This window comes from Paraburkholderia sp. BL21I4N1 (assembly GCF_002973525.1).
Classification (GTDB): domain Bacteria; phylum Pseudomonadota; class Gammaproteobacteria; order Burkholderiales; family Burkholderiaceae; genus Paraburkholderia.
This window is the reverse complement of sequence record NZ_PVEN01000002.1, coordinates 258,106-277,734: the sequence shown is the minus strand read 5'-3', so window position 1 is coordinate 277,734 and position 19,629 is coordinate 258,106. Positions and strand designations below refer to the sequence as shown.

The following is a 19,629-nucleotide window of genomic DNA, read 5'->3' as shown; positions in this document are numbered from 1 at the left end:
ACGGCCAGGCGAAGTTTTTGTCAGGGTGATGACGGTTGCGGGAAAGTTTTAATGCGGCACGAATGGGTGCGCGATCCGCATTCAGACGTCGAGCGCGGCGCGCAGTCTGTCACCCATCGCATCGATACGGGTGCGTTGCAAGCTCGCATAGTCCGCGTAAGCGTCAATCAACGCGGTGCGCACTTCATCGCGGCATAGCGACCCGATTGCCGTCAGTGCGGCTTTCGCGCCGTCCACGTCGTCGCATGACGCGTGCCATTGCGAGCACCCCACTTCGCCAAGCAGACGCTCGATGCGCGTGTCCATCGACAGCCCGAACACCGGCACACCATGCGATATCGCAAGCACCGCCGCGTGATAGCGCGTCGTCACGACGCAAGCAGCCTGCGCGACCGCGGCGGCGACTTCGTCGAGCGTCCGCGGGCCACGCGTGACAAGCTCGATGTCGAACGGCAACCGCGCGGCCAGATCGACGCAGGCGTTGTGATCGAGCTGCTCCATGCCCACCAGCACCGGCGTATAACCCTGCTCCCGCAAGCCAAGGGCAATCCGCGCGAAGCGATCCAGATAAGCCTGATAAGCCTCGGCGCGCGCCGCGTCCCAACTGTGAAAATGCAGCGGCCCATAACGCAGCGGCGATGCCGCGCCGCGCGCGTCGAGCTCACGAGCGCGCGCGGCGTCGGCGTGTACCGGCCACCAGAACGGATTGTTCGGACACAGCGCGACGCGCCGCGCGCTGGAAGCCGCGTCGCTGGCTTCGGGCGTTGCCCGATAAGTCCATGCGGTATCGGCGCCGGTCTGCGCCAGCACGCCCAGTAAGGCGAGTTGTTGCCGCGCCGCATCGTTGCGGCAGATCACCTCGCCGCCCTCGGCGTTACGTTCGACGAAGCGCGTCAGCGCGGCGCTCATCGCGCCGCTGTCGACGCCATAGGCAAGCGCCGGCCGCCCATGCGCGTGTGCGAGCGCGACGCCGCCGATCAGCACGCCCGCCAGCGAATCCGAAAACTTCGACGTGTACGTCGAGCCTTCGACATTCAGCACGAGGTCGGCTTCGCGCACGGCGGCGTCGAGTGCGTCGGGCAGGTAAGGCAGCGCCGGCGTAAGGCGCGGCGTGCCGGCCAGCAGCGGGTGATCGAAACAGTCGCCGAGCGCGAACAACGTGATCCGCGGCACACGCGGCGCGAGCACGCGGCGTAGCTGCGCGATCGTTTCGATCGTGCGCAGATCGGCGCCGGTGTTGCCCGCGCCGGTATAGCCGAGCAGCAGGATGCGGGGAGCGTCGTTTGCGGCACGCGGCGCACGCAAACCGCCACGCGCCGACGCACGCCGCGCCGCGCCGATGCGCTGCTGCAGGTCGTCGAGAAATACTTCGTCCGGGGCACTGGCGCTCGCATACCGGTTCAAGGCCGCGAGCGAGCGCTCCAACGGACTGGCCACCACGTCCCAATCCATCATGCCGCCCCCAACGCTTGCGCGAGCTGATTCATCTGCATCGCACCGGAGTGCGGTTCGACGGCGATTTCGACGATGGTCACGCCGGGGTGATCGTTGGCGTCGGCGAGGGCCGCGTCCAGCTCGGCGCGCGTGCCGACCCGCCGATGCGCCAGTCCGAACCCTTGCGCGAGTGCGCCCAGGTCGAGCCGATAGGGATTGCGGATCGTGCGTCGATATGCCGGCGCTTGCGCGATGGGCAGGAAATCGAAGATCGCGCCGCCGCCGTTGTCGACCACGCAGACGCAGGCGGGCGTGGGCACACGCTGCGCGCTGGCCAACGCCGACAGATCGTGAACCAGCGCCTGATCGCCGAGCAACAGCAGCCCCGCGTCGCGACGCGCGAGCGCTTCGCCGATGAACGTCGACAGCGTGCCGTCGATTCCGCTCACGCCGCGATTGACATAGATGTCCTGACGGGCGACGCGCACGTCGTAGCCGATATCGGCATGACGCATCGACATCGAATTGCCGAGATGGACGAAGGCGAAGCCCGGCGCGGCCAGCACGCGATGCACCGCCGACACTTCGCCCCATTCGAGCGAGGCGACATAAGCGCGTCGCTCGCGCGCGCCGTAACTGGCGACGCTCGCCCAGCGGTCGCGCCACGCGAAGGCAACCGGCGCGGCGGGTTGGCTGGGGTGGGTGTTGGCTTCGGTGTAGGTGTTGGCTTCGGCGCGAGCCTGCAAATGCACTCCGCCGCGCACCGCTTCACCCAATGCTCGCCCCATCTCCAGCAATGCGCTCGCCGAAGGTGCGACCAGGACATCGCGCGGATCGAGCGCCTGATGCAGATAGTCGTGCGCCACGCGGCACGGTGAGATCTTGATGGTGGGTACGTCGGCCTGCGTTTCGAGGTAGGCATGGAGCACCGGCATCACCGGCGCGAGGCCGAAGCGCACGATCAATTCCGCGCGCGTCGTCGCGAGCCGCGCGGCGCCACCGAATACGTCGAAGGCATTGACGATCAGCGCGCCCGCCGCGCCGCGCGCCGCCGTCTGAGGCGCCAGTGCGGACGGCCCCGAACGCAGTCCGCTGCCGGCATCGGCGAGCACCGGAAAACCGCTCGACGCCGCCAGCGCGAAAATCGCGTCGAGCGGCACGCCGGGTTCGGGGCCGACGACGATCAGGCCGTCGACACCGTCCGTGAGCGGCCGGTCGACGCGCGTCGCCAGCACACGAGACATCACGCGCGCAACAACGCTTTCAGCCTCTCCAACCACATCGCGCAGCCTCACCGTTCCGCTTCCGTCCCCCGCCGCATCCCACGCTCCCCGCGCCGCGCGAACCGTTTCGCTCGACACCGGCTGCGTCTCAACGGCATCGTAGACACCGGCGAGCGGCACGTTCACATGCACCGGCCCGCGAGTAGGCCGCCGGGCGGGCGGATGCGCATCGGCGCGCGACAAGCCATCGCCGATATCGTCCACCCCGTCCATCATCGCCGCGAGCGCCGCCGCCACCCTCCCACGGAGTTGCTCCACCGCCTGCGTCGAATCAACCGGATCGCCCAGATCCGCCTGAGCGCGCACGAATGCTCGCGTCGCGCCGAGATGATCGGCCATCTGCCCGAAGCCTGTGCCACGCAAAGCCCGTGGACGATCACACGTGAGCACCACTAGCGGCACATCGGCAGCGTCCGCTTCGACCAGCGCCGGCAACACATTCGCCACCGCCGAGCCGGACGTCGTGACGATCGCCACCGGCGACCCGCTCGCCTTCGCGAGCCCAAGCGCGACGAACGCGCCGCCGCGCTCGTCGGTGCACACCATCTCGACGGCGATACGCGGATGCGCGTCGATCGCGAGGCACATCGCGCTCGCGCGTCCGCCGGGGCACAACACCGCGTGACGCACGCCGGCCGCGCTCAGCATCTCGACGATGCACTCCACCCAGACCGCATTGAGCGACTCGTCATCCGCAGCGGCGGCGGCGGCGTCGCAAAGCGCTTCGCCGTGCATCGTCGCGGTATCAAACCCGGCCGCCATCACGCGAGCGCTCGCGAAGCGTCCGCCACCGGCGCGATCGCGATCGTGCGCGCGGGCGCGCCGGCAGCCGTCCGCTCCGCCGCGATCAGCCGCTCCATCACGCGCCGCGCGCTAATCGCGCCGGCATCGATCGGCAGCAGCGCCGGTTGCATCGCCCAGAAGTCGTTGTCGCCCAGGTTCTTCTGCTGCGCTTCGAGCATCGGCAGGTCTTCGCACTCGAACGGCTTCATCAGCCCTTCGACGGCATAGCGCACCAGTTCATGCGCGGCCTCGCCCATCTCCCTGGGCAAACCGAACGCGAAGAAATAATGCGTCGTACGCTCCGTCTCCGGCGTGAGCCAATGCGCGGACGGTGCGATCAACCCGGCCTCGCGCGGCATGCCCGCGGCGGTCACGCCGACCACGATCGACAGCAGTCCCGGCGGCGTCCAGCGCACATCCATCCAGCGATCCACCCGCGTCCCCGGCGCAATCCCGAAGCCTTGCGCGACGAACGGCTGCAGCGCTTCGTCGTACGCGCTACGGCGCACCCAGACGATGTCGCCGAGGTTGCCCGACTGCACGTCGCCGCGCGCGATCGCCTCGCTGCCCAGCGTATCGGGATGCAGAAACTGGAAGTGGCTCAGATCGAGCAGGTTGTCGGCGCTGAGTTGATAGTGCGCGCGCGTGTGCAGATAACCGTCGTGGGTGAAGTTCGTCGCGGGATCGACGAACGGAAACGACGGCAGCAGCGCTTCGTCCGCGCGCGACGGATCACCAGGCCAGAACCAGATCGCGCCGTAACGTTCGAGTGCCGGATAGGTACGCACCTTCGCGCCCGCCGGCACCCGGCCGTCGCCGTGCGGATTGTGCACGCACTGCCCGCTCGCCCCGAAGCGCAGACCGTGATACGGACACTCGAGCGTGCCATCGACGACGCGGCCTTGCGACAGCGGCGCGAAGCGATGCGCACAACGATCGTCCAGCACGATCGCGCGTTGGTCGGCATCGCGATACAACACCACCGGCCGGCCGAGCAGCGTGCGCGAAAACGGCGTGCCGGGATGAACCTCGTGGGAGAACGCGGCGACATACCAGGCGTTTAACAGAAAGGACATGGGCGCACTCGCAATGGAATCGGCATGAAAAAAATAGCTGAACGCCGCTTTCCGGCGGCCTCATGCGAGTCTAAGGAGCCGGTTGTCCCACAGTTTCAAAAAAACTCATGCCAATCCGAAGCTATGCGCATAAAACGCAGTTGCGCGATTCTCAACAAAAGTAAATAGGCCTTGCAACGCTGAAAGGTGCTGCGAACCTTTGCTTCGCGTGCGATTCCGGCCGATTTAGGTGTCTTTTACCTGCTCTCTCGGCACTGCGGGAAATTGATACCGCATTTAGCATCAATCAATCATCTCCATTCAACATGCACGATCTTTCGCTCTATTGGCCCGCATAAGTCGATTCGAAAACCTTTACCCGTAATTCATGCCCTTTCAGTACCTGTTGAGGGGAAACAATTCGTTACAGCCCTGATATTTTAAGGGCCGTAATTTTCGGGGCACGCCAGATGGTTTGGGAAGCAACCTTAAGCATCAGTCCCGGGAGGGCATGTTGAAATTCGCCGTGATGACCACCAGCAGCAGTCTGTTCAATCTGATTTGCCAATGCTTTCACGACGAGGCAATCGAATGCTGCCGTTTCCTCGACGACGTCGCGCTTTCCCGGGCGATCTACCGCGAGGACTATCACGCCATTCTTGTCGACGCCGCCACGGGGATCGACGCGACGCGCGCCGTGTTCGCACGGCGTGCCTGTTACGGCGACCGTCGCGCGCCGTTGATCGTGATCGGTGCGTTTGCGGATCGCGACAGCATCGAGCGGGCTTTCGAAATCGGCGCCGACGACGTCGTGCTCTCGCCGATCGATCGCGGCGAACTCGAAGCACGCACCTACCAGGCGCTCCGCCGGTTTCAGTCGCCGACGCCGGTGCAGTCGGAGGACTGGGCCGAACTCGGACCTTACCGGCTCGACCGGCGCACCGGCACCGTGCTGGTCGACGATCAGGAAATCCGCTTGACGGTACGCGAATTCGCGATTGCGTGGCTGCTGTTCTCGCGCGCCGGCGAGTATGTGAGCCGCCGGCAGATCGCGGGCGCGATCTGGAGCAGCACGGAGGATATCGTCGGACGCACGCTCGAACAGCACATCTACAAGCTGCGCAAGAAGCTGGCTTTGAACGGGGCGTCGGGTGTGCAACTGCGCACGATGTATGCGCACGGTTATCGCGTCGAGTTATGCGACGGCCGGGCGGAGAGCGACGTGATCGCGCCGGACCTGTCGCCGACCACGCAAGCCACCCGAAACACCCGAAACACCCGAACCGAGGAGGCGATTGTCGCGATCACCCACGCCGTGGACAGCGCACGCGAGGAAATCGCGAGCGACTGCGCCACGCAGACGGCGCGCCCTGTGCGGACGCTGGACATCCATGCAAAAGACAGTGAGACGGCACGCAACGCGCAGCCGTGGGGCCAGTATGCCGCCATGTGGCACAGCGCTACGACGCACGTCGTGCATCGATTGGCGGGTTTCACGGCGGCCGGCGCGGAGGCGCTGGACGGTGAAACGTCGATCGCGCTGACCTCGTTCTCGATTCCCGCCGCGCTGCCTGGCGGCAACGCACGCCGCCGCTAAACAGCGGCTCAAGGCGCACGCCGCACGCAAACGCACACAGGGGCAAGCGCGGTCTTCGCCGCGTTGCCCCTGCCCGGCGTCAACCCAGGCTCAACGCAAGCTCTTACAGATCCAGCACCCGGGGCGACAACAGAAAGACCCGCTCCATATGCGAGCGCTCGTCGTTGTTGTAACGGAACAGCGCGCCAATCAGCGGAATCTTCGACAACCCCGGCACACCAGTCATACCGTTCGAGTTGTTGTCCACGCTATAACCCGCGATCAACAGACTCTCGCCCTGCCCGACAAATGCCTGCGTATTGATTTCGCTGCTGGTGATCACCGGAATGTTGTCGACCTGCTGCCCCGTGAGCTGACCGTCTTCGATATGCACTTCGAGCTTGATACGCGTCTGGCCGTCTTCCTGCACCACCATCGGCAATACGCGCAGCGACACGCCGGTCGACACGCTATACAAATCCGCCGACGTATAGCCGGACACCCGCACGAAGAACTTGGTCTTGTTGTCCATCACCGCTTCGACGTTATCGAGCGTCGCGACCTTCGGCGACGCGTCGATCTTTGCCTTCGAACTGCTTTGCATCGCATTGACCCGCGCCATCAGATAGCGCCCGGCATCGCCCAATACGGCGGTAATCGACGCGCCCACCGGCGTGGCCGACACGACCGTGGTGCCGTCGGCAAGTGTCGAGGTGCCGAAGTTCGGATTGATCGAACCGTTCGCATAGCTGTTCTGCTGATACGTGCCGCTACCGGTCTGAAAGTCGAGATGGCTGTTATGCGCGCGCCAGTCCACGCCGATCTGCTTGAGGAGGTCGTCGTCGATTTCGATGATGTGCGCCTCGATCTCGATCAGCTTGGGTCGGGTGTCGAGCTGTTCGATCAGCGACGCGTACTGGTCGATGCGCTGCGGCGTATCGCGAATCAGCACGGAATTGGTGGTCGGATCGGGCTGCATGATCGGCAAGGTGAGATCGCCGCCGCTCGGCGGGCTCATCCCCGAGGAGCCCGGCGTATTCGCGTAGCCCACGGCGCCGGAGCTGCCGTAATTCGACGGCTGCGCGTTGCCGACCAGGCCGCCGAGCGCCGAGCCGTCGCCGCCCGCCATGTTCGGCGGCAACGGCGGATTGTTCACCTGACCGCCGCCGTTGTTGCCTCCGTTCACGTCCGTCATCGGTGGCACGCGTTGCAGGTTCGGCGACACCGAGGTCTGCGACTGGCCGCCGGCGCCACCCTTCTCCTGCTTCGCGTGATACATGTTCGACAGCACCGTGGCCACGCCCGGCACCGTGATCGTGTTGCCGTCGATCTGCACCTTGTGATCGGCGGCCCACGCATGCTTCAGTTTGAACACACGAATCACCGAGCCGCTGCGGCGGCTCGCGTTGTCGTCCAGCCGCTTCGCGATCTCGCCGACCATCTGCACGTATTGCGGCGGACCGTTGACGATCGCCGTCCCCGCGCTTTCGTCATAGAGCACCGGGAAACGCGGGTCGTCCACACTCATGGTGTGCAGCGCGGCGCGCAGATCGCCGGCGGAGGCGTGGTCGAGTTTGATCACCTGATGCGTGACGTCGTTGGCGCTGCTGATCGACAGCACGCTGCCGTCATAGAACCAGACGAAGCCGAAGGTCGACGCAAGCGTATCGAGAAAGCGTTGCGGCGACATATCGAAACGCCCTGTCACCGCGCCCTGAACGTTTCCCGCAATCGATGCGGCCACGCCCTGGCTGGCGGTGAAATCGCGCAGCACGTCTTTCAGATCCTTGCCTTCGACGGCAATGTGTACGGTCGTGCCGCGCCAACGCACCGGCGCGGCGCTCGCGGGTTGCAGCGCGCTCAACGTGAGGGACGCCGCGAGCCACGCGGCGCAGAACAGCGTCTTCGATTTCATGGAGTCGACTGTGTGAAGGTGAAGGAAAAATGACCCGGGCCCGCTCGCGATGCCGCCGCGAGCGGGCCTGCGCAGCCATGGCCGCGCTATCGTTCGAGCGTCTCGGACGGCGCTTCGTGAAACTGCTTGCGATAGCCGTTGACGAGTGTCGAGCGGTTTTGCACGCCCCATTTGCTGGCCGCGCCGAGCACGCCGCGCTCGCTCGAATACGAGCGGTCGGTGAGTTCCGCGCGAATCCGCTCCATGCGCTGACGGCGGATCAATTCGGTCGGCGACAGGCCGAGGAAATTCTTGAAGGCGCTTTGCAGCGCGCGTTCGGTCACGCCGATTTCGGCCGCCACTTCGCGTACCGACAGATCGCGACGATCGAGGTTATCGAGCACGTAGACGTAGGCGCGGCGATATTTGGCCGGCAGGCGTGCGCCCACGTCGTCCAGTTGCGGCGAGGCTTTCGCGCTGCGTTGCAGGAACGGCGCGCGGACCTGCGAGTCTTCGCGCAGACACTGCATCGCGACCAGCGCATAGCGGCTATAGAGTTGCAGCGATTCCTGCGCGCGTCCTTCCGCCTGACGCGTTTTCGCACTGCAGTAGAGGTATTCGAGCTGACGGTGGCCAGTCGTGCCGTTACGCCCGATCTGATGCAGCGGTTCGAGAATCGAGCACGCCAGATGCGGCGCCGCGCCGGCCAGCGTCGCCAGCGCAATTTCGAGGCGCAGCGTGCGTTGATAGTCGGCGAGTCCCTGCTCGCGCGACCATTGCAGATGACGCTGCAATTCGCCGATCGCATCGCGATCCGCACACGCAGCCAGCCGCAGTTGCTGCAGATAATCGATCCGCGCGCGCAGCAACGGCGAGCGCACGCCGAACACCGCCCGCGCGAGACCGTCGACGCTCGCATCCGTGCCCTGTCCCGGGCGCGGCGCGCGTTCGCTCGACAATCCAGAATGCCAGTAGACATGATCGCGTAGCGCCGTCGCGCCGCGCACTTCCGCCTGCACGGCGAAGTCGAAACGCAGGGTTGTGAGCAGCGCGTGCCAATGGCCTTGCGTATCGTCGAGGTCGCGCTCCACCCGCTCGATCAGATCGTCGAGCGCGTCGGCGGCTTCGCTGGTGCGACCCAGTTCATAGAGCACGCAGACCATCCCGAAGTGGGCCTCCACGGCGCGCGCCGGCTCGATTTCGGGTTCGTCGGCGACCCGCGAAAAACAGGCCAGGGCCGTGCCCAGGCGATGACGGAAAAACGCCTGCCACGCGGCATTCCGACACGACGCGGTGCGGATCGCGTGCTTCGACGAGCGGATCAGTTTCTGTGCCCGACGATAGTTTTCTTCCGCCTCGACTTCAATGCCTAGCATCAGTTGCAGGTCGGCGTGCAGTTGCAACGCGTGCGGCGCGAAATCGGCATTACCGGCTTCGTCGGTCCAGCGGCTCGTGAGCTGACTCGCGGCGTTCAGTTTGCCATCGAGCAAGGTATCCAGAAAACGATCGGCGGACGCGGTGTGAGCACACGGTGCCGGTGTCGCGAGCGCAGAGACCACGGGGAAATAAAGCATCGAAAGCATGGACGACTCCTCTGAGTGCGGGAACGCGTCGCGGGCGGCAAGCGCGTTGCGTCGGGTGGAGTCAATGTAGCCAGGCCGGTCGAGCGAAATTTCAATTAATCTGACATTCTCGGCGCGTTTGAGAAGGTTTGAGTTTTGAGACGATCTCGCTGCCATGCAGCGTTTTATGCGGCACGTCATGCCACATTTGCAATTTCTCAACGCAAGCTCAAGGGCGGTTCGCCGGCGCGGCGGATGTATCCGGTGTGCGCGGCGATTGCGGCGCATCCGGCGTCTTCGTCGAATCGGACAACACGCGAAACTCCGCGGCGAGACCGCGCAACGTCACCTGATCGCGCACCTGGTCCACGAAGACGCCGACGAACAGCGCCAGCATCAGCACCGTGACCGCGCCCTTGACCGGTTGACTAAGCGTCATCAGATCGAGCTTCGAGGCGGACTTCGCGGCAAAGCCGAACGCGAAGTCGATCAGCAGGAGAATAAACATCATCGGCGCCGCGAGCTTGGCGACGGTTTGCATCAGCGAGTCGGTCTGCGCGAGCACGAACGATTCGAGAATGTTCGACACGTTCGGCGCGGCCGAAACGATCGGCCACCAGTGATACGACTCGTACAGCGTGCCGAGTAGAAAGGTCATGCCGCCGAGCGCCCAGAACGCCACCGACGCAATCTGCCCGAGCAGCGTGGCGGTCGGCGTGGACTGTTCCTGGCGCGTGGGATTAGTGATCTGCACGTTGTTGTAACCCGTCAGATCGTCGATATACGTGCCCGCGCCTTCCGCGACCCAGAACACGATCGACGCCGCGAAGCCGATCACCAGGCCGATCAGCGCCTCGCGCAAACCGACTTCGAGCAGCATCACGCCGTGCAGCGATTGCATGAACGCGACGGGCTGACCGTAGGCCACGTAGGAACTGAACAGCAGCACCACGGCATTGCGCACCACGCCTTGCAGCAAACCGTCGGCAGTAGGTGGAAAGATGAACATCACGATAAATAGCCGCAGCGAGCACACGCCGATCAACGTGATGTAGCCGACCAGCAGCGCGCCGAGTTGCGGCAGCGCCGAAGCGATGTCGTTCATGCGGGCGCTCCACGTGCGTGGAAGCGTCGGGCGAGCGCGGTTTCCTCGGCCTCTTCGTCGCTCGCGTCGCTCTCGGCGTTGTCCTGCGCGCGGCGAATCGCCTGAATGCGCTCGCCGCACAGATCGATGCGGCCTTGATTCAACGCGATCTCGCGTTGCGTCCGCGCAATCGCGGCGAGATTCGCCTGCACGGCGGCTTCCGTCTGTGCAAGCTCCGCTTCGAGCAAATGCAACCGGTCGTTCACCACGCCGAGATACAGGCGGCAGTTATTGAAGTCGTCGAGAGAAAACGGCTCGGTGCCCGTCATCATGCCGTCCATACGATGCTCGTAGAAACGCAGCACGCCGGTTTCGTGCGCGAACTGCGCCTGCTTCGCGTCGCGCGCGGCTTCGAGCGGCGCGTGGGCGTGGCGCTGCGCCGTGAGCGTCGCTCGCAAGGTCTCGTCGAGACGGCGACGCCGCGTGCACGATCGCTCCAGCGCAACGATGCGCCGCTGCTGCATGCCTTTCGCTGCGCTCATCCGCCGGGCCCGCTCAGATCGTAGAGCTGCGCCTCGGTGTCCTGCGGCGCCGCGTAATCGCCAGTGCGCTGCGACAGGAACGCCTTGATCGCGTCGGCCTTGGCGATCGCCTCGTCGGCCAGCGCGTTCATGCCCGGCTGGTATTCGCCAATCTGCAACAGCATTTCGACTTCGCGATGCTTCGCCATCAATTCGCGAATCCGCGCGGCGGCCTGCACGTAATCGTCCGGCACGACCTGAGGCATCACACGCGACAAACTGCCGAGCACGTCGATCGCCGGATACTGGTTCTTCGCCGCGATCTCGCGCGACAGGATCATGTGACCGTCGAGAATCCCGCGCACTTCCTCCGCGATCGGATCGCTGCCGCTGTCGTCTTCGGCGAGCACCGTGTAGAGCGCCGTGATCGAACCGGTTTCGCCCATTCCCGCGCGTTCCAGCAGACGCGGCAATTCGGCGAAAATCGACGGCGGAAAGCCGCGCCGCGCGGGCGGCTCGCCGGCAGCCAGGCCGATCTCGCGGCCAGCGCGCGCGAATCGCGTCAGCGAATCCATCATCAGCAGCACGCGCTGGCCGCGATCGCGGAAGTATTCGGCAATCGCGGTCGCGACATAGGCGGCTTTCGCGCGCTCCATCGACGAGCGATCCGAGGTGGCGCACACCACCACCGAACGCGCCATGCCCTCCGGACCCAGAATCAACTCGACGAACTCGCGCACTTCGCGGCCGCGTTCGCCGATCAGCGCGATCACGTTGACGTCGCACGACGCGCCGCGCGCGAACATGCCGAGCAAGGTGCTCTTGCCGACGCCGGCCGGCGCGAAAATCCCCATTCGCTGCCCCTCGGCGAGCGTCATCATGGCGTCGACCACGCGCACGCCGGTGGGTAACGGCGCGTCGATCATGCGACGGCTCATCGGCTCGGGCGGCGCGGCGAAGATCGGCCGCAGCGTGTCGGACTCGATCGGCGGGCCGCCATCGACCGGTTCGCCGAGGCTGTCGATCACGCGGCCAAGCAGCATGTCACCCACCTTGACCGAGAGCGGACGGCCGAGGCCGATCACCTGGGTCGAACGCGAAATGTTTTCCAGGCGCGAGAACGGCGACAACAACGCGACGTCGCGGGTAAAACCGATCACCTCGGCAAGCTGCAGCAAGGTGCCGTTCGCCGCGCGCAACTCGCACAGCTCACCGAGCGACAGATCGAGCCCGGCGACCTTGATCAGCGTGCCGATCACTTCGAGCACTTTGCCGGTCCGGGTCACACCCGGCTCGGCCAGAATCTCGCGTTCGATCTCGTCGGTGAGCCGGTCGAAATCGACCGTGCCCGTCAGCCAGGGCGTGTTCATGCGGCGGCCTCGTCGGCCATGCTGTCAGGCGGCGGCGCTTCGCCTTGTGCGTCGGCCACTTCCACCGACCGCTTCAACGCGCGCGACACCGCGCTGCGCATGGCGCGCAATTGCGTGTCGAGACTCGCGTCGACGGTGCCGAAGTCGGATTCACAAACGCAACTGCCGGGTTCGAGCCGTTTGTCCGCGATCACCGACAGCGGAATCGGTTGGCCGAGATCGCGCCAGCGCGAGGCGAGCCGGTCGAAGGTGGCTTTGGCTTCGGTGTAGTCGTCGGGATGCACGGCCACGCGCAGATAGGTCGCGCCTTCCACGATGCGATCGACCGTGGCGAGCGCCCGCTCGAACAATGCTTCGTGACGTTCCACCCGTACGATTTGCTCGACCGCCGACGCGACGATCTGCGCCAGCCGCTCGCGCATGCGGATCTGCAACTGGCTCTGCGCGTCGGCCACATCGGCGAGGCGCTGCATCCAGTCGGCCAGCGCACGGTCGCAGCCGTCGCGGTAGCCCTGCTCGCTGGCGGTGTCGTATTCGCGCTGTGCCTGCGCCGCGATCTCCGCGGCCTGCGCGTGCCCTGCGTCGACGATCCGCGCCGCTTCGTCGCGCGCGTCGGCCAGCAAGGCCTCGCGTTCGACGGCCAGCGCGGCATACGCTTCGTCGATCGAGACCAGTTCGCCGAAGGTGGCACGCGGAATCACATCCGTCGACGCACCGACGCGCGCGCTCCACCCCTGTGCATCGGTTTCGCCAAAAGCGGAGCGCGCGTGCTTCAACCAAATAGCCATGCAAACTCCGGTAGCAGATCGGACAGGCGCGCAAAAAGGCGCGCCGAACCGGGTGCGTCGAGCGCGGCGGGCACGGCGGCGAGCCAGGCCGGCGCGGGCAGCACGCGCGGCAACGCGAGCCGCAGCAACGGGAACGGCAGGCGGCCGGCTTCAGCGGCCGCGCTCACCGAGTGCGCCGCGTTCATTCGTTGGACGTCGTGCAAGCCGTGCGCCGCACTCACGCTACCCAGATCGCGCAACAGCAACGCGCAGCCTTCGACAGCGAGCGCGTTCGCATCGAGCGCGGTCAGCGGTGGCATCGCCGCGCGCGTGGCGAGGCGCGCAATGTCGGGCGCGTCGGCCAGATGCGCGTCCTGCGTGAGACGATCGACGCCGACTCCGGTCCACTCCGCCAGCAGCGAGCGCGTGCGTTTGTCGATCAACCGGCGTGCCTCCGCGCGCCGGAACGACAGCGCGCGCATGCACAGCACCTGCAGCGCGTGCCGCACCGGCAAGACGTCGAGTAGCACGGCGTTCGGTTGCACCACACCGGAGGGCGAGGGTTTGAGCGCGGTGTGCGTCAGGGTGGCGAATGAAGGCGGTATAACGCCCGCGGCATCCGCGAGCGCCTGCGAACAGGTTTCGACGGCAACGGCACCGGCGCGTTCGAGGGCGCCGCGCCAGGCGTCCAGTTGCACGGCGTCCGCGCCGAGCAACGCGGCGCTCCACGACGGGTCGGCCCAGCGGGCCACTCCGGCGAGGTTGCGGCGATACGCGTCGAGCGCCGCGGCCACGCGCAGAAAAGGCAAATCGGTCGGCGCGTTCATCGTAGCCGCTTCGCCCGCTCAGTTCGCGGGTCGCAAGCGGCGCAGGCGCGCCAGCAATCCGCCCAGCCGGCCGCTCGCCGCGCCATCGCCAGCCACCGCGTCGGCGCCCGGCCGCCCGGCCAGCACGCCACGACGCGCCAACACCAGCAGCGCGGTGGCAGCCAGCACCACGGCGCCCGCCAGCACGCCCAGCAGCCATGCGGGCATGCCGTTGCTCTGCGGCGGCTGCGCGTATTCGACCGGATCGGCCGCGACGGCGGTGACGCTGACCTGATCGTAGGTGAGGCCCTCGACACTGTGCATCACCAGCGTCTTGATCTGCGGCACCAGCGCGCCGATGTCGGAGTCGCGCCGGTATTTGATAAACACCGCCGCCGACGAAGGCTTGATGGTCTGCGCCAGCGGATCGTTGTTCGGCAGCACGATCTGCACGCGCGCCACCAGCACGCCGTCGATCTTCGACAGCGTCGACGACAGCTCCTGCGACGTGCCGTAGATAAAGCGCACGCGCTCCTCGGTCGGCGTCGAGACGAGGCCGTCCTTCTTGAACAGCGCGCCGAGGTCGTCGAACTTGCTGTGCGGCAAACCGCGCGCGCGCAACGCTTCCATGGCGCGCACCATCTGCGTGTCGTCGACGTCGAGCGACCAGGTCTTGCCCGCGTCGGAGGTGTCCTTGGAGGCGTCCACGCCCCGCTCCAGCAGCGCCACCACCATCTCGTTGACGTCCTGCTCGGACAGATTGCCGTACAGCTCCTTCTTGCAGCCGCTGAGCGCGATGCACAGCGCGAGCACGCAGAGCAACGGCGCGGCGCGGCGGCTGGCTCGCACAGTGGGCAATCGGTCGAACATGGTGGCGGCGTCCGTGGCAGCGTTACTGGTTCTTCATCAGCGTTTCGATCGCCGACTTCGACGAATCCACCACGCCCATCTTCGCTTCCAGATCGAGCTGCGTGCTGGCGAGTTCGAGCGTCATGCGAATGGTGCCGGCGCTCATCTCGTTCATCGTCATGGTCGGCGCCTGCTGCGCCAGTTGCAGCGCGTCGTTGACGGTGTGCTGCAACTCGGCGTCCTGGCTCGCGACCAGCTTCGAGGCGACCGCCGTGCCGTCCTGCTGCGGCGTGGCGGGCGCGCTCATTTGCCCTTTCTGCATCAGCGACTGGAACTTGTCCGCCAGTTCAGGCGAAGTCTGCGCGGCGGGCGCGGCAGCCGCGCCTTGCGACATCTGATCGAGCGACGCCTGCAAGGCGGTCGTGGTGGCGTTGACGGTCATGTGCGACTCCGCGATCAGGCGCGCAGGAAAGACGGGTTCGCGTAGTCGTGCGGCGCGGGCGTGGCCGCCACCGCGGCATGCGCGACCGGTTCCGCAGGACTGGCGTCGGCAGTGGCTTCGGCGCCTTCAGCGGTCTCGGCGTCGAATTCCGCCAGCGCCTCGCACGATTTCGGCGTGACGAACTGGCCGCCCGCGCGCTTGACCTTCATCGCGTTGAGCAGATCCTCGCGGGCTTCGAGCGCGCGCACCAGCGACTGCGTATCGCGGGTCGGATTGTCCGCCATGGCTTCGGCCGCGCACTGCTTCCAGTCGGGGTCGCCCTTGGCGGACAGGCAGAAAGCGAGCAGCGCCTTGGCGTAGCCGAAGCGCGGCGCGTTTTCGCCGACCTGGCGCAGCACGTGAATGGCGTCGTCCCAGTGGCCGCGCACCATGTGCAGGATGCCGTCGAGCGTATCGATTTCGGCGACGCGCGGACGCAGCACGCGCAGCGCGTCGAGCACGAGCTCGATGTCGTACGGATCGGCCGACACTTTCGGGAAGTGGCTGAGCAAGGCGGTCGAGACGGTTTCGATCAGGCCGCCGACGACATCGGGGCTGCAGTTCAGGTAATCCGGCGTGCTGACGGTCATGGCGATGGGCTCCTGACAGAAGCGTTGAAATCGACCCCGCGGGTTGCAGCAGGTCGGGAAGGATGACGCAAACATAGCAACCGCCGCACGGCGGGCCACGCCCGGATGCGAAGTCGCCGCACCGGATGCGAAGCCGCGCGGGTGCTTCGCATCCGCTGCGGCCGCTTCGCCTGGTCGGGCGCGTGCGGGCAGCGCGAGCGCTATCGTCAGGCGGGGTCTCAAGCGTCCTTTTTGCGGCACCCGTCACGCTCAACGCGTGGACGCGCCCCCACGGCACGCGCAGCGTCCACCCACTGCCCTCTCCCATCGCGACCGAGCCGACATGAGCGACGAAAAAACCGAAGAGCCAACCCAGAAAAAGCTGCGGGACGCGCGCAAGGAAGGTCAGGTGTCCCGCAGCAGCGATCTGACCGATTCGATTTCGATGTCGGCGGTCGTGCTGTTGCTGATGGCGGGCGCGAGCCACTTCAGCGACGCGCTGCGCCAGGCGGTGCTGATCGCCACGGGTTTCGTCGACGGCGATCATTCGCTGACCAATATGCAGACGCAGTTGTACAAGCTCGGCGGCCTCGCGCTCTCGGCGATCGTGCCGTGCGTGTGTATCGCGGCGCTCGCCGCGATCGCCGGTTCGATCGGCCAGGTCGGCATGCAGATCGCCACCAAGCCGATCACGCCGGACCCGAAAGCCGTCAGCCCGATGGCGGGCCTCAAGAAGATCTTCTCGGTGCGCACGCTGATCGAGTGCGCAAAGATGATCGTCAAAGCGGCCATTGTGTTCTGCGTGATGTGGCAGACCATCAAATGGCTGTTTCCGCTGATCGTCGGCTCGCTCTATCAGCCCCTGCCGGAACTGGTGCGCATGTTCTGGGCGTTGCTGATCAAGCTGTTCATGGTGGCGGCGGCGGTGTTCGTGCTGGTCGGCGCCGCGGACGTCAAGCTGCAGAGCTTCATGTTCCTCAAGAAGATGAAGATGTCCAAGGACGAGGTCAAACGCGAGCACAAGAATCAGGAAGGCGATCCGCGTATCAAGGGCGAACGGCGGCGGCTCGCGCGCGAGATGCTGAACGCGCCGCCGCAATCGAAAGTGGGCATGGCCAACATGATGGTGGTCAATCCGACGCACTACTCGGTCGCCGTGCGCTATGCCCCCGACGAACATCCGCTGCCGCGCGTCATCGCCAAGGGCATGGACGAAAGCGCGGCCGAATTGCGGCGCGCCGCGCGCGACGCGGGCGTGCCGATCATCGGCAATCCGCCGGTGGCGCGCGCGCTGTACAAGGTCGGTCTCGATGAACCGATTCCCGAAGAACTGTTCGAAACGGTCGCGGCGATTCTGCGCTGGGTCGAATCGATCGGCGCGCGACGCCCGGCAGGCCCGCCGGCGTCGGACGACGCCGCGTCTTCCCATGCCTCGCACGATGCCACGGCCCCGCCGCCCGCCCTCCACTGACGAAACCCATCATGCTGAAGACACTGAAACTTCCCGCCGGCGGTGAGATCGGCATCGTGGCGCTGATCGTGGCGATCATTTCGCTGATGATCCTGCCGCTGCCGCCGACGCTGATCGACATCCTGCTCGGCGTGAACATCGCGATCAGCGTGACCCTGCTGATGGTGACGCTGTACGTGCCCGACGTGGTGTCGCTGTCGGCGTTTCCGTCGCTGCTGCTGTTCACGACGCTCTACCGGCTGTCGCTGAATATCGCCTCGACCAAGTCGATTCTGTTGCATGCCGAAGCGGGTCACATTATCGAAAGTTTCGGCGAGCTGGTGGTGGGCGGCAATCTGGTGGTCGGGCTGGTGGTGTTCGTGATTATCACCACGGTGCAGTTCATCGTGATCGCCAAGGGTTCGGAACGGGTCGCGGAAGTCGGCGCGCGCTTCACGCTCGACGCGCTGCCCGGCAAGCAGATGAGTATCGACGCCGACCTGCGCGCCAATCTGCTGAGCGCCGAGGAAGCCCGCCGCAAGCGCGCGACCCTCGCCGTCGAGAGCCAGTTGCACGGCGGCATGGACGGCGCGATGAAGTTCGTCAAGGGCGACGCCATTGCCGGCCTGATTATCACGATGATCAATATCGTGGCGGGGATCGCGGTGGGGGTGGCGTATCACAACATGAGCGCGGGCGAAGCGGCGAACCGTTTTTCGATTCTGTCGGTCGGCGACGCGATGGTGTCGCAGATTCCGTCGCTGTTGCTCTCGGTGGCGGCCGGCGTGATGATCACGCGCGTCGCCGACGAGCGGCAGGCGAAACCCGCATCGCTCGGCGATGAAATCGGCCGTCAGCTCGGCTCCAGTTCGCGTGCGCTGTATTTCGCGGCGGTGCTGCTACTCGGCTTCGCCGCGGTGCCGGGTTTCCCCGCCGCGCTGTTCCTGCTGCTGGCCGGTTCGCTGGCGTTCACCGCGTGGCGGCTGAATGCGAAGAGGCCGCAGCAGAGCAGCCACGAACGCGAGTCGCTGCACGCCATGCAACGCTCGGGTTCGAAGATCGACGTGCCGGTGATCCTCGCGCGCGCGCCGCAATTCACCTGCCCGCTCGGCGTGCGAATCGCCCCCGACCTCGTGGCCCGGCTCACCATGCCGGCGCTCGACAAGTCGTTCGAAACCGAACGCGCGCGGCTGCAGGAAGAACTCGGCCTGCCGTTTCCCGGCATCACCATGTGGACCTATGCCGCGCTGCCGGCGTCCACCTGTCAGATTCTGGTGCACGACGTGCCGCAACGGACCATCGAACTGCCCGCCGGCAAGGTGATGTTGCCCGAGGCGAGCCGCCTCGCGCATTCGGCCGCCGCCGTCACGCTGACGGCCGACGAAAGCGCGGCGCTGGAAGCACTCGTCGCGCAAGCCGAAGCCGGTCCGCCGATCGACCCGAGCGGCACGCCGACGCGCTGGCTCGAAGAACGCGCGGTGCCGCCGAAGACGCCGGTGTGGCGCGCGGAACAGGCGATTGCCCATGCCTGCGTCGCGCTGATGCGGCGCCACGCGCCGCTGTTTCTCGGCATTCAGGAAGTGCAGTGGATGCTCGACCAGCTCGCGACCGACTACCCGGGTCTCGTCGCCGAGGTGCAGAAAGTCCTGCCGCCGCAACGGATCGCCGACGTGCTGCGCCGCTTGCTGGAGGAACAGATTTCGATCCGCAACGTCCGCACGATCATGGAAAGCCTGATCACCTGGGGACCGAAGGAAAAGGACATGCTGATGTTGACGGAGTACGTGCGCGGCGACCTCTCGCGTTTTCTCGCGCATCGGGCGGCGAGCGGCGAGCGGACCTTGTCGGCGGTGCTGTTCGACATGCCGGTCGAGCAGCATATCCGTCAGTCGATCAAGCAGACGCCCACCGGCAATTTCCTCGCGCTGCCGCCGGATGAAGCCACCTTGCTGATCGACAAGATCCAGTCGTTCGTCGGCGCGACGCCGCGCGACGGCGTGGCGCTGGTGACGTCGATGGATATTCGCCGTTACGTGCGGCGCATGATCGAAGCGCGGCTGAGCTGGCTCGCGGTGTATTCGTACCAGGAACTCGGCGAGCACGTCGAGTTGCGGCCACTCGGCCGCGTGTCGATCTGAGGCCGTG

General features: G+C 66.1%; 16 protein-coding genes. 3 read left to right on the top strand and 13 right to left on the bottom strand.

Going from position 1 to position 19,629, the window contains the following annotated elements; all coding sequences use genetic code 11:
* Window positions 1–81: 81 nt before the first annotated feature.
* Genes B0G83_RS07585 through B0G83_RS07575 form a run of 3 tightly spaced genes read right to left on the bottom strand, consistent with a single transcriptional unit; the run spans window position 82 to window position 4,576 of the window.
* A complete protein-coding gene (locus B0G83_RS07585) occupies window positions 82–1,455 on the bottom strand; it encodes a polysaccharide pyruvyl transferase family protein (RefSeq protein WP_105506827.1) in 1,374 nt (457 codons plus the stop codon).
* Window positions 1,452–3,479, bottom strand: a complete 2,028-nt coding sequence (gene menD / locus B0G83_RS07580) for a 2-succinyl-5-enolpyruvyl-6-hydroxy-3-cyclohexene-1-carboxylic-acid synthase (RefSeq protein ID WP_105506826.1) — start codon at window positions 3,477–3,479, stop codon at window positions 1,452–1,454. The genes B0G83_RS07585 and menD overlap by 4 nt, the downstream gene beginning before the upstream one ends.
* Window positions 3,479–4,576, bottom strand: coding sequence for an aromatic ring-hydroxylating dioxygenase subunit alpha (locus tag B0G83_RS07575; RefSeq protein ID WP_105506825.1), 1,098 nt, complete (start codon window positions 4,574–4,576; stop codon window positions 3,479–3,481). Before B0G83_RS07575 ends, menD begins: the two co-directional genes overlap by 1 nt.
* A gap of 490 nt (window positions 4,577–5,066) precedes the next feature.
* On the opposite strand from B0G83_RS07575, the gene B0G83_RS07570 reads away from it, so the two are divergent.
* Window positions 5,067–6,152, top strand: coding sequence for a response regulator transcription factor (locus tag B0G83_RS07570; RefSeq protein ID WP_258167764.1), 1,086 nt, complete (start codon window positions 5,067–5,069; stop codon window positions 6,150–6,152).
* Between the two features lie 103 nt (window positions 6,153–6,255).
* Here the strand turns inward: B0G83_RS07570 and sctC are convergent, their stop codons facing one another.
* The 10 genes from sctC to B0G83_RS07520 form a co-directional block, all read right to left on the bottom strand.
* The gene (gene sctC, locus B0G83_RS07565; protein WP_105506824.1) at window positions 6,256–8,046 is read right to left on the bottom strand and encodes a type III secretion system outer membrane ring subunit SctC; all 1,791 of its coding nucleotides are present in this window, start codon (window positions 8,044–8,046) and stop codon (window positions 6,256–6,258) included.
* A gap of 86 nt (window positions 8,047–8,132) precedes the next feature.
* Window positions 8,133–9,608, bottom strand: a complete 1,476-nt coding sequence (locus tag B0G83_RS07560) for a helix-turn-helix transcriptional regulator (protein ID WP_105506823.1) — start codon at window positions 9,606–9,608, stop codon at window positions 8,133–8,135.
* Between the two features lie 208 nt (window positions 9,609–9,816).
* A complete protein-coding gene (sctT, locus tag B0G83_RS07555) occupies window positions 9,817–10,692 on the bottom strand; it encodes a type III secretion system export apparatus subunit SctT (protein ID WP_105506822.1) in 876 nt (291 codons plus the stop codon).
* Complete coding sequence (locus B0G83_RS07550) at window positions 10,689–11,213, bottom strand: type III secretion protein (protein WP_105506821.1); 525 nt, start codon at window positions 11,211–11,213, stop codon at window positions 10,689–10,691. The genes sctT and B0G83_RS07550 overlap by 4 nt, the downstream gene beginning before the upstream one ends.
* The gene (sctN, locus tag B0G83_RS07545) at window positions 11,210–12,562 is read right to left on the bottom strand and encodes a type III secretion system ATPase SctN (protein ID WP_105506820.1); all 1,353 of its coding nucleotides are present in this window, start codon (window positions 12,560–12,562) and stop codon (window positions 11,210–11,212) included. The genes B0G83_RS07550 and sctN overlap by 4 nt, the downstream gene beginning before the upstream one ends.
* Window positions 12,559–13,350: a type III secretion system stator protein SctL gene (sctL, locus tag B0G83_RS07540; RefSeq protein WP_105506819.1), complete on the bottom strand. Its 792-nt coding sequence runs from the start codon at window positions 13,348–13,350 to the stop codon at window positions 12,559–12,561. Before sctL ends, sctN begins: the two co-directional genes overlap by 4 nt.
* Entirely contained in the window at window positions 13,335–14,156 is an 822-nt protein-coding gene (locus tag B0G83_RS07535; RefSeq protein ID WP_105506818.1) for a type III secretion protein HrpB4, read from the bottom strand. Before B0G83_RS07535 ends, sctL begins: the two co-directional genes overlap by 16 nt.
* A gap of 18 nt (window positions 14,157–14,174) precedes the next feature.
* Window positions 14,175–15,005, bottom strand: a complete 831-nt coding sequence (gene sctJ / locus B0G83_RS07530) for a type III secretion system inner membrane ring lipoprotein SctJ (RefSeq protein WP_105506817.1) — start codon at window positions 15,003–15,005, stop codon at window positions 14,175–14,177.
* 22 nt (window positions 15,006–15,027) lie between these two features.
* Window positions 15,028–15,426 carry a type III secretion protein HrpB2 gene (locus B0G83_RS07525; protein WP_105506816.1) on the bottom strand — a complete coding sequence of 133 codons (399 nt, stop codon included), beginning with the start codon at window positions 15,424–15,426 and terminating at the stop codon, window positions 15,028–15,030.
* Between the two features lie 14 nt (window positions 15,427–15,440).
* Window positions 15,441–16,055 (bottom strand): HrpB1 family type III secretion system apparatus protein, encoded by a 615-nt coding sequence (locus B0G83_RS07520; protein ID WP_105506815.1) that lies wholly within the window; start codon window positions 16,053–16,055, stop codon window positions 15,441–15,443.
* Window positions 16,056–16,377: 322 nt separating this feature from the next.
* On the opposite strand from B0G83_RS07520, the gene sctU reads away from it, so the two are divergent.
* Entirely contained in the window at window positions 16,378–17,505 is a 1,128-nt protein-coding gene (gene sctU / locus B0G83_RS07515) for a type III secretion system export apparatus subunit SctU (protein ID WP_105506814.1), read from the top strand.
* Window positions 17,506–17,513: 8 nt separating this feature from the next.
* Entirely contained in the window at window positions 17,514–19,622 is a 2,109-nt protein-coding gene (sctV, locus tag B0G83_RS07510; protein WP_374954903.1) for a type III secretion system export apparatus subunit SctV, read from the top strand.
* Window positions 19,623–19,629 lie beyond the last annotated feature (7 nt).